This is a genomic window from Nocardiopsis chromatogenes YIM 90109 (assembly GCF_000341185.1).
In the GTDB taxonomy this organism is placed as follows: domain Bacteria; phylum Actinomycetota; class Actinomycetes; order Streptosporangiales; family Streptosporangiaceae; genus Nocardiopsis_A; species Nocardiopsis_A chromatogenes.
This window is the reverse complement of the sequence record NZ_ANBH01000110.1, coordinates 1-9,291: the sequence shown is the minus strand read 5'-3', so window position 1 is coordinate 9,291 and position 9,291 is coordinate 1. Positions and strand designations below refer to the sequence as shown.

Genomic DNA, 9,291 nt, shown 5'->3' with positions numbered 1-9,291 from the left:
GGCCCCCCGCCGCTGGTGAAGGTGGCGACGGTGATCCGGGTGCGGCCCCCGGCCAGCCGGTCGACCCGGCGCCGGGCGTGCTCCAGCTCGGCGGCGACCGACTCGGCGGCCCCCACCATGACCTGGCCCGCCCGGGTCAGCGTGACCCCTCGGGTGCTGCGCTCGACCACCTGCGCGCCCAGGCTCCGCTCCAGCGCGGCCACGTGCTGGGACACCGCCGAGGGGGTGAGCCGCAGCGCGGACGCCGCCCGGTTGAAGCTGCCGTGCTCGGCCACAGCCCGCAGCACGCGGAGGCGCTGGACGTCGATCAACAGTTCTCCTTAATACGTGTCCAGTAAGCAGGTACTTCTGCTGGGGACGCTAGGCCGTGACGATGGGGCCATGCAAGAGATCTGCGTCATCGGCGGAAGCCGCTATTTCGGCAAGCTCATGGTGGAGCGCCTGCTCGGCGCCGGGCACCGGGTCACCGTGGTGAACCGGGGGTCGACCGCGCCGCCCGCAGGGGCCGAGCACGTCGTCGCCGACCGGAGCGACGAACGGGCGCTCGCCGCCGCGCTCGGCCCCCGTACCTTCGACGCCGTGGTCGACCAGGTCTGCTACACGCCCGTGCAGGCCGCGATCGCCGCGCGCGTCTTCGGCGGCCGCACCCGCCGCTACGTCATGACCTCCACGATCGAGGCGTACAACCCGGCGGGCGGCGCGGTCCCCGTCCACCCGGAGGGGGTGCCCGTCCCGGAGGAGGCCATCGACCTCGCCTCCTGGCCGGTGCACCCCGACCGGCCCTGGCACGACATGGCCTACCTGGAGCCGCACTACGGGGAGGGCAAGCGGCAGACCGAGGCCGTCTTCACCCATGCCGACGGGTTCGCGTTCGCGTCCGTGCGCTGCGCCCACGTCCTGGGCGGCGGCGCGCAGGAGTTCACGGGGCGCCTGGCGCACTACGTCGAGTGCATCGCCCGGGGCCAGGAGGTCGTCGTGCACGACGGGGCGCTGCCGTCGGTGTTCATCCACTACGAGGAGATGGCCGAGCTGATGGTGTGGGCGGCCGCCGCCGACTTCACCGGACCGCTCAACGCCTGCTCCGACGGGACGCTCGATGTGTGGGCCCTGGGTGCCGCCGTCGCCGCCCAAGTGGGCCGGGAGCCCGTGTACCAGGTCGTGCCCGCGGGGCAGGAGGCGTCGCCGTTCTCCTTCGACCGCCACTTCGCGATGAGCAACGCGCGCGCGAAGGAGCTGGGCTTCTCGTTCTCACACATCTCCGACTGGCTGCCCGGTGCCATCGCCGAGGCGGTCGGCGTCTACTCCACCTCCTTCTCCGCCGTCTGAGCCGACTGAGCCGTCTGAAAGGTCTGAAGAGTCGTCATGCGCTACCGCACGATCGGACGGCGGTCCGTCAGCGCCGTCGGCCTGGGGGCGATGCCGCTGTCCATCGAGAACCGGCCGGACGAGAAGCGCGCCGTCGCCACCGTCCACGCCGCCCTGGACGCCGGGGTCACGCTCATCGACACCGCCGACAGCTACCACTGGCACACCGGGGAGACGGGGCACAACGAGCTCCTCGTGGCGCGTGCCCTCGCGCGCTACGGGGGCGACACCTCCGGCGTCCTGGTGGCGACCAAGGGGGGACGCGGGCGGCCGGGCGACGGGAGTTGGACGGTCACCGGCACGCCCGACCACCTCAAGCGCGCGGCGGAGGCGTCCCTCAAGCGCCTGGGGACCGACGCGATCGGCCTCTACCAGCTGCACAAGCCCGATCCCGAGGTGCCGTGGGCGGAGTCCGTCGGGGCGCTGCGGGACCTCCTCGACGCCGGGACCATTCGCGCGGCGGGCATCTCGAACGTGACCACGGACCAGATCACCGAGGCGCGCGGGATCCTCGGTGACGGGCTGGTGTCCGTGCAGAACCGCTACTCGCCCGCGGTGCGCGACAGCGAGGCGGAGCTGCGGCTGTGCGAGCGCCTGGGGCTGGCGTTCCTCCCCTGGAGCCCTCTGGGCGGCATCTCCCGCAGTTCCCTTGAGGGGGCGTCGGGGCCGACGTCCGAGGGCACGGCCTTCCACGAGGTCGCGTCCGAGCGCGGGGTCAGCCCGCAGCAGGTCGCTCTGGCCTGGCTGCTCGCGCGGTCCCCGGTGGTGGTCCCGATTCCGGGGGCGGGCCGCCCGCAGTCGATCCGCGACTCGGCGAAGGCGCCGGGACTGGAGCTGACGGACGAGGACCTCGCGCGGCTGGAGTGAGGGCCGGGTGAGGGACCGGTCCGAGGGTCGGGGCGGCCTGGGGTGCCTATGGGCAACCCTTGGCGAGCAAGCGCTTTCCAACTAGGGTGTGCCCTCCTTGCGTCGTGAGAGGGAGGTGCGCCCGTGACCTGCAGGGCGAGGGTGTCCCGAGGGCTCGTCGGCCTGGCCGGCGGGGTGTCCGCACTGGTGGTGCTGGGAGGATCCGGGGTGGCGGCCGCCGCGCCGGAGCCGCCGGGGCCGGGGTCCGGGGGGTCGTCCGGGCCGCGGTTGGAGGCGCTCGACCGCGGTGCCGTCGCGGTCGCCACATCGGAAGGCGTTTTCCTGAGTTGGCGGCTGCTCGGCGACGAGGCCACCGGGCACGGCGATACGGGCATGGAAGGCCCCGCGTTCGACGTGTACCGGGACGGCGAGCGCATCGCCACCGTCGAGGACAGCACCAACCACCTGGACGAGGGCGGCGACCCCGGCGCCTCCTACTCCGTCGCGCCCGCCGGAGCCGACAGCGCCGACGGTGCGGCCGGCGCGGGTGGGCCCGAGGGGGAGGCCGCCTCCTGGGCCGACGGCCACGGCGAGATCCCGCTGCGCACACCCGAGGGCGGGACCACCCCCGCCGGGGAGGAGTACGGGTACACCGCCAACGACGCCTCCGTCGGCGACGTGGACGGCGACGGGCGGTACGAGGTCGTCGTCAAATGGGACCCCACCAACTCCAAGGACGTCTCGCAGAAGGGCTACACCGGCCCCGTCTACGTCGACACCTACACGCTCGACGGCGAGCTGCTCCACCGCATCGACCTCGGAGTGAACGTCCGCGCCGGCGCCCACTACACGCAGTTCACCGTGTTCGACCTGGACGGCGACGGCCGGTCCGAGATCATGCTCAAGACCGCCCCCGGGACGCGCAGCACCTCCTACGGCGAGGACGGCCGGCCGACGGGGTCGGACTACATCACCCTGCCGAAGAAGGACCGCAAGGCCGGGTACTCGCATGAGGACGACTACCGGATGAGCGCCGGTGACTACCGTGGCCACCTCGTTGACATGTTCCTCGGCTGGCACCACCACTCCGAGGTGAGGAAGGGGAACTGGCCGGCGACGGTGGAGGAGGCGCTGGGGGAGGAGCCCCGGTACGACTACCCGCTGGAGCGCGAGGACGCCGAGGCCCTGGCGGACCACTTCATCGACGACTACGCGCCCTCACGCAGCGAGCGCAACGACCTACGGGCGTTCGAGGGGTTCGTGCTTGACGGCCCCGAGTACCTGACCGTCTTCGACGGCGAGTCGGGCAAGGAGCTGGACACCGTCCGCTACGAGCCTGGCCGGGGCGACGACGGTCTCCTGTGGGGCGACTACGCGATGTCGCGGATCGAGCCCGGGAACCGGGTCGACCGGTTCCTGTCCGGCGTGGCCTACCTGGACGGGGAGAACCCTTCGGCAGTCTTCGCCCGGGGCTACTACACGCGCTCCACCGTGGCGGCCTACGACTTCGACGGCAAGAAGATCCGTAAGCGCTGGCTCGCCGACAGCGGCCACGTCCCCATGGACAACCCGTTCAACGCCGCCCCGCACGGCAAGGACGGCTCCGACCCGAGGATGGGCGCGCTGGCGAGCCAGGGCTTCCACTCCCTGAGCGCGGCCGACGTCGACGGCGACGGGCGGCAGGAGATCGTCTACGGGGCGGCGACCCTGGACGACGACGGGTCGCTGCTCTACTCCTCGACCGAGGACGGGACGAAGTTCGGCCACGGCGACGCGATGCACGTGGGCGACTTCGACCAGAGCCGGGACGGCCTGGAGATCTGGACGGTTCATGAGGACACGTCGGCCCCGTACGGCTACGTCATGCGCGACGCGGCCACCGGGGAGGTGCTCTTCGGCGGCCGCACGGGGGCCGACACCGGCCGCGGCATGGTCGGCGACGTCGACACGGACGTGCCCGGTGTCGAGGCGTGGTCCTCGGTCAGTTTCGACGGCGACCGGACGGGGCTTTGGAGCGCCGACGGCGAGTACCTCGGGGAGGAGACCCCGGGGACGAACATGAGCATCCGCTGGGCCGCGGACATGACCACGCAGGTCGTCGAGGGCCGGGCCACCGGCGACGGCGCGGAGCCTCCCCGCATCGAGGACTGGGGGCGGGGGACGCTGCTCATCGCCGAGGGGACGCTGACCAACAACGGGACCAAGGGCAACCCGGCGCTGGTGGCCGACATCGTCGGCGACTGGCGGGAGGAGCTGCTGGTGAGGACGGAGGACAGCTCGGCACTGCGGATCTACACCGGCACGGAGGTGACCGACCGGAAGCTGTACACGCTCATGCACGACCCGCAGTACCGCGTCGGCGTGGCCGCCCAGCAGACCGCGTACAACCAGCCCGCCCACCCGTCGTTCACCCTGGCCTCGGACACCGACTGGGAGCAGGTGCCGCTGCCCGGGTAAGCCCCTTCGCCGGCGGGGTCCGGTCCCTCCGAGGTCATCGGGCCCCGCCCGTGCGGGCCATCTCCTGATCAACGGGCACGACCGGGCCGCCGCCCCACTTCTGGAAGATGATGTTCGTGTGCACGAACGCCACTTCCCGGCGTGAGGTGAAGTGCTCCAGTACGAGCCTCTGCAGGGCGCTGATGTCCTCCGCCGCGACGCGGACCATGAAGTCGTCGGGGCCGGTGAGGTGGCAGATCTCCTGGACCTCCGGCCGCTCCAGGGTGTTCTGGATGAAGGGGGCGACCAGGCTCTGGCGGTGCGGGTTGAACCGCACGGACAGGAACGCCTCCACGGGGCGCCCCACCTTCCCGGTGTCCACCAGTGCCGTAGAGGCCGAGTGAGGGGGAACTCCAGACAGGACCTAGCGCCCGCTCTGTGGGCCCAGTCTGCGCGCGTAGGCGCGCGCCGCGCGGGCGCGGTCGCCGCAGCGGGTGGAGCACCAGTGCCGCCGCGGGTGGGTCCGGACCAGGTAGCGGTCGCACGGCGGCGACCCGCAGGCGGCCAGGCGCTCGGCCTCGGGGGAGGTGAGCAGTTCGGCGGCGTTGTCGGCGAGTGCCGCAAGTGCGTGGTCGACGGCCTGGTCGATGGGGTGCGCGGCCGAGCGGTGCAGGCCGCGCTCGGAGTCCCAGGCCAAGAGCGCCGCGGAGGGCACCTTCGTCAGGGCGGCGTTGACGGCGTCGAGCGCCTCGGCGGGGGCGGGGGCCCCGTCGACACGGGCGGCGAAGAGGGCGCGGATGTGCTCCCGGAGCGCGCGCATGCGCGAGGCGCACAGCTCGTAGAGGACGGTGTCCGCAGGGACGAGCCCGCGCTCGACCAGCCACCGCGCCGCATCCCCGGGCGTCCCCAGGAGATCGACCCGCCTCCCGCCGGGCAGCCTGACAGCGCTGTCGGCGAAGTCGAGAGCCGGATACGACTCCGCGCCCGGCGCGGGATCGATCTCCGCGCGCACGGCGTCGATGTCTGAGGCATCTTCCATAGGTCTCATGGTAGAAGCGTTGGCGATGCGTGAGGTGTCGGTGGTCAGCGGCGGCGCGGTTCCGCCGGTCCTCACTCACCGCAGGGCGTCGGCGATCGCCATGACCACCTCGTCGAGGTCGCGCAGGTCCCTTCGGCCGAAGCGGAGGAGGCGGACTTCCGGGTGGGTGGTGAGGATCGCCTTGTGGCGGGCGCAGTCGGCTCGGGTCAAGGGGGAGGACGGGGCCTCTACGGCGACTGGGCCCCTGTTCCACCACAGGTTCGCGTAGGTCGTGCTTCCGTCTGCGAGGGGGAGGGGGTGCTGCAGCTCGTCGGGTGGGATGCCCGCGTCGGTGCACGCCAACCGGATCCGGGTCTGGACGGGGTTCTCCGCGCGGCCGTCGCTGAGGGGCCACCACGCGCGTGAGCGCCTGCAACCCGGGCGTCCGCTGTTGGCCGCCGCCAGGGCGGGGAGGCGGTCGGCGCTCACCAGCCCCAGGTGAATCGCCGAGTCCATCAAGGCCACGGCCGTGTCCCGGTCGGAGTGGAGGACCGCATCCCGCAGTGTCCGCTCAGAGGTGGTGATGCGCAGGCCGTGGCGGAGGGTCACCTCCCGCGGGGCGATCCTCCAGGTGTTCGTCCGGATGTGTGCGGGGTCCACGGCCTTCGGCGGGCGGGGGAGGGTGAAGTGCAGCGGGTGTTCTCGGACTTGCAGGCTTTGCGAGCCTTGCAGGCCCCACAGGCGTGCCGCGGTGGCCCCGGACGCCACCGCCCTCGGGCCCAGCGCCAACTGCGCCGCCTGCGCGTGCCGGAACAGGGGCAGCAGCGGGGCCGACCGCGCCTCCGGAAACGGGCGGACGCAGTAGACCCCCGGTAACGCGAACGCCGTCCGCCACCGGTGGGCGTCCAGCAGCCGGCGGATGTCGGTGCGGGACAGCCCGCAGGCGCGGGCCTGGTCGGCCGTGATCAGGCCGTACTGGCAGGAGGCGGTCCGGTGGGCGCGGCGCAGATCCGTCCGAAGCGGTGCCATGACCGCACTGTGGACCGGTGGGCAGGGCGGAGGGGACCGGGTTCGGGGGCTGTGGACAGAGGGGAGGGGACGGCCCCCGGGCGAGCCGGGGGCGCCGCCCCGGGACTCACGTGGCGATGGCGGCGAACTGGGCCCGGTGCAGCCGCGCGTAGGCGCCGCCCGCGTCCAGCAGCTCCTTGTGCGACCCCTGCTCGACGATGCGCCCCTCCTCCATCACCAGGATCACGTCCGCGTCGCGGATCGTGGACAGCCGGTGCGCGATCACGAAACTCGTCCTGCCCCGGCGCAGCGTCGCCATGCCCTGCTGCACCAGCATCTCCGTGCGGGTGTCCACCGAGCTCGTCGCCTCGTCCAGCACCAGGATCGACGGCTCGACCAGGAACGCGCGCGCGATGGTGATGAGCTGGCGCTCCCCGGCGCTCAGCCCGTCGCCCTCGTCGTCGATCACTGTGTCGTACCCCTCGGGCAGGGTCCGGATGAGGTGGTCGGCCTGCACCGCACGCGCCGCGGCGACGACCTCCCCGCGCGTCGCCTCCGGCCTGCCGTAGGCGATGTTCTCGGCGATCGTGCCCCCGAACAGCCAGGTGTCCTGCAGCACCATCCCGACGCGCCGCCGCAGGTCCGCCCGGGTCATGGCCGCGATGTCCGCCCCGTCCACGGTGATCGTGCCCGACCGCAGCTCGTAGAACCGCAGCAGCAGGTTGACCAGCGTCGTCTTCCCCGCGCCCGTGGGGCCGACGATCGCCACGGTGGTGCCCGGCTCCACCGTGAGCGACAGGTCCTCGATCAGCGGCTCCTCCTCCTTGTAGCGGAACGACGCGCCGTCGAAGGCCACGCGTCCGGCGTCCCCCTCGGGCAGCACGGGCTCCTCGGTGTCGGCCCGCTGCTCCTCCGCGTCGAGCAGCCCGAACACCCGCTCCGCCGAGGCGACCGCCGACTGGATCTGCCCGGCGGTGGACGCCAGCGTCGTGATCGGCTGGTTGAACTGCATGACGTACTGGATGAACGCCTGGATCTCGCCGATGGTGAGCGCGCCGGACGCCACCCTCAGCCCCCCGACCACGGCGACCAGCACGTAGGCGACGTTCCCCAGGAACGTGGTCGCCGGGGCCATCAGGCCCGACACGAACTGCGCCTTGACGGCCGAGGTGTACAGCTCGGAGTTGTGCTCGTGGAAGGCCTGGGCCGACTCCTCATGGCGGCCGAACGCGGTCACCAGCTCGTGCCCGGTGAACGCCTCCTCGATGTGGCCGTTGAGGCTCCCGGTGGCCGCCCACTGGCGCTTGAAGTGCGGTTGGGCGCGCCCGCCCACCCAGCGCACCGCCCACAGCGTCACCGGGACCGTCGCCAGCACCACGACGGCCAGCAGCGGCGAGATCACCAGCATCATCACCACGGCGCCGATGAGCCCGAGCAGCGACCCGAGGAGCCGCGTCATGATGCCCTGCGCGGTCTGGGCGAGGTTGTCGATGTCGTTGGTGACCCGCGACAGCACCTCGCCGCGCGGCCGGGAGTCGAAGTACGACAGCGGCAGCCGTGCCAGCTTCGCCTCGGAGTCCTCCCGCAGCCGGAACGCCGCGCGCTGGGTGACCGCCGTCGTCGCCCGCCCCAGGAGGACCTGGCCGACGCCCGCGACGAGTGTCATCGCGGCCACCGCGCCCAGGATCCACCAGGCCGGGGCCAGGGACGGTGCCTCCCCTCGGGCGAATACGAGGAACGCGTCGGTCGCCCGCCCCAGCAGCATGGGGGTGAGTGTGGACAGCCCGGTCACCGTGAGGGTCAGCGCGAAAACGGCGATGAGGGGGCCGCGTTCGCGTCCCAGGCGGGCCAGGAGCCGCTTGCCCGTGGCCGCGAAGTCGGTCGCGCGCTGGCCGGGCGCCTGCTGCATGCTCATGAGGCCTCCTCGGGGACGAGCTGGGAGTCGACGATCTCGGCGTAGGTGGCGCTGGAGGCCATCAGCTCGTCGTGGGTGCCGACGGCCTCCACACGGCCCGCGTCGAGCACGACGATGCGGTCGGCCGAGCGGATCGTGGAGACCCGCTGGGCGACCACCAGCCGCGCGGCGTCGCCGAGGTGCTCGTCGAGCGCGGCGCGCACGGTCGCGTCGGTCGCGGTGTCCAGCGCGGAGAACGCGTCGTCGAACACGTAGATGCGGGGGCGGGCGACCAGCGCGCGGGCGATGGCCAGACGCTGGCGCTGGCCCCCGGAGACGGTGGTGCCGCCCTGGCCGATCACGCTGTCCAGCCCGTCGGGGAGGCCGCGCACGAAGTCGTCGGCCCTGGCGATCTCCAGCGCCTCCCAGAGGCGGTCCTCGTCGGCGCCGGGGTCGCCGTAGCGCAGGTTCGAGGCGATGGTCCCGGAGAACAGGTGGGCCCGCTGGGGGACCAGGCCGATGGACCTCGCGAGGCTGGGCCGGTCCATGTCGCGCACGTCGGTGCCGTCGATGCGCACCGACCCCTCGTCGGGAATGAGCAGCCGCGCCACCAGCTTCACGAGCGTCGTCTTGCCCGCCCCCGTGGAGCCGATGACCGCCGTCGTCTCACCGGGCCGCACGGCCAGGTCCACGCCGTGCAGGACCGGCTGCTCGGCGCCCGGGG

Annotated in this window: 9 protein-coding genes; 3 read left to right on the top strand and 6 right to left on the bottom strand. The window is 72.8% G+C overall.

The features are described from left to right. A partial coding sequence (locus tag D476_RS0111105; RefSeq protein WP_017624024.1) for a LysR family transcriptional regulator occupies nt 1-311 on the bottom strand: 311 nt, incomplete at its 3' end. Nucleotides 312-381: 70 nt separating this feature from the next. On the opposite strand from D476_RS0111105, the gene D476_RS0111100 reads away from it, so the two are divergent. From D476_RS0111100 to D476_RS0111090, 3 genes are all read left to right on the top strand, one after another. Next, nucleotides 382-1,326 carry an NAD-dependent epimerase/dehydratase family protein gene (locus D476_RS0111100; protein ID WP_017624023.1) on the top strand — a complete coding sequence of 315 codons (945 nt, stop codon included), beginning with the start codon at nt 382-384 and terminating at the stop codon, nt 1,324-1,326. 36 nt (nt 1,327-1,362) lie between these two features. Beyond that, nucleotides 1,363-2,232, top strand: coding sequence for an aldo/keto reductase (locus tag D476_RS0111095; protein WP_017624022.1), 870 nt, complete (start codon nt 1,363-1,365; stop codon nt 2,230-2,232). Nucleotides 2,233-2,355: 123 nt separating this feature from the next. Then, complete coding sequence (locus tag D476_RS0111090) at nt 2,356-4,668, top strand: rhamnogalacturonan lyase (RefSeq protein WP_040726015.1); 2,313 nt, start codon at nt 2,356-2,358, stop codon at nt 4,666-4,668. 34 nt (nt 4,669-4,702) lie between these two features. Here D476_RS0111090 and D476_RS32925 read toward each other — a convergent pair whose 3' ends face one another. The 5 genes from D476_RS32925 to D476_RS0111065 form a co-directional block, all read right to left on the bottom strand. Further along, nucleotides 4,703-5,029, bottom strand: coding sequence for an Lrp/AsnC family transcriptional regulator (locus tag D476_RS32925; RefSeq protein ID WP_017624020.1), 327 nt, complete (start codon nt 5,027-5,029; stop codon nt 4,703-4,705). 42 nt (nt 5,030-5,071) lie between these two features. After that, nucleotides 5,072-5,686, bottom strand: a complete 615-nt coding sequence (locus D476_RS0111080) for a CGNR zinc finger domain-containing protein (protein WP_017624019.1) — start codon at nt 5,684-5,686, stop codon at nt 5,072-5,074. Nucleotides 5,687-5,761: 75 nt separating this feature from the next. Beyond that, complete coding sequence (locus D476_RS0111075) at nt 5,762-6,694, bottom strand: type IV toxin-antitoxin system AbiEi family antitoxin domain-containing protein (protein WP_017624018.1); 933 nt, start codon at nt 6,692-6,694, stop codon at nt 5,762-5,764. A 106-nt stretch (nt 6,695-6,800) separates the two neighbouring features. Continuing rightward, nucleotides 6,801-8,588 carry an ABC transporter ATP-binding protein gene (locus D476_RS0111070; protein WP_017624017.1) on the bottom strand — a complete coding sequence of 596 codons (1,788 nt, stop codon included), beginning with the start codon at nt 8,586-8,588 and terminating at the stop codon, nt 6,801-6,803. Continuing rightward, the coding region (locus D476_RS0111065; RefSeq protein ID WP_017624016.1) for an ABC transporter ATP-binding protein at nt 8,585-9,291 on the bottom strand (707 nt) is incomplete at its 5' end. The genes D476_RS0111065 and D476_RS0111070, both read right to left, overlap by 4 nt.

What these genes read in the sequence shown, in the direction of transcription:
- D476_RS0111100 (WP_017624023.1), top strand. Translation starts at nt 382, where the DNA reads ATGCAAGAGATCTGCGTCATCGGCGGAAGCCGCTATTTCGGCAAGCTC.
- D476_RS0111095 (WP_017624022.1), top strand. Translation starts at nt 1,363, where the DNA reads ATGCGCTACCGCACGATCGGACGGCGGTCCGTCAGCGCCGTCGGCCTG.
- D476_RS0111075 (WP_017624018.1), bottom strand. Translation starts at nt 6,694, where the DNA reads ATGGCACCGCTTCGGACGGATCTGCGCCGCGCCCACCGGACCGCCTCC.
- D476_RS0111070 (WP_017624017.1), bottom strand. Translation starts at nt 8,588, where the DNA reads ATGAGCATGCAGCAGGCGCCCGGCCAGCGCGCGACCGACTTCGCGGCC.
- D476_RS0111080 (WP_017624019.1), bottom strand. Translation starts at nt 5,686, where the DNA reads ATGGAAGATGCCTCAGACATCGACGCCGTGCGCGCGGAGATCGATCCC.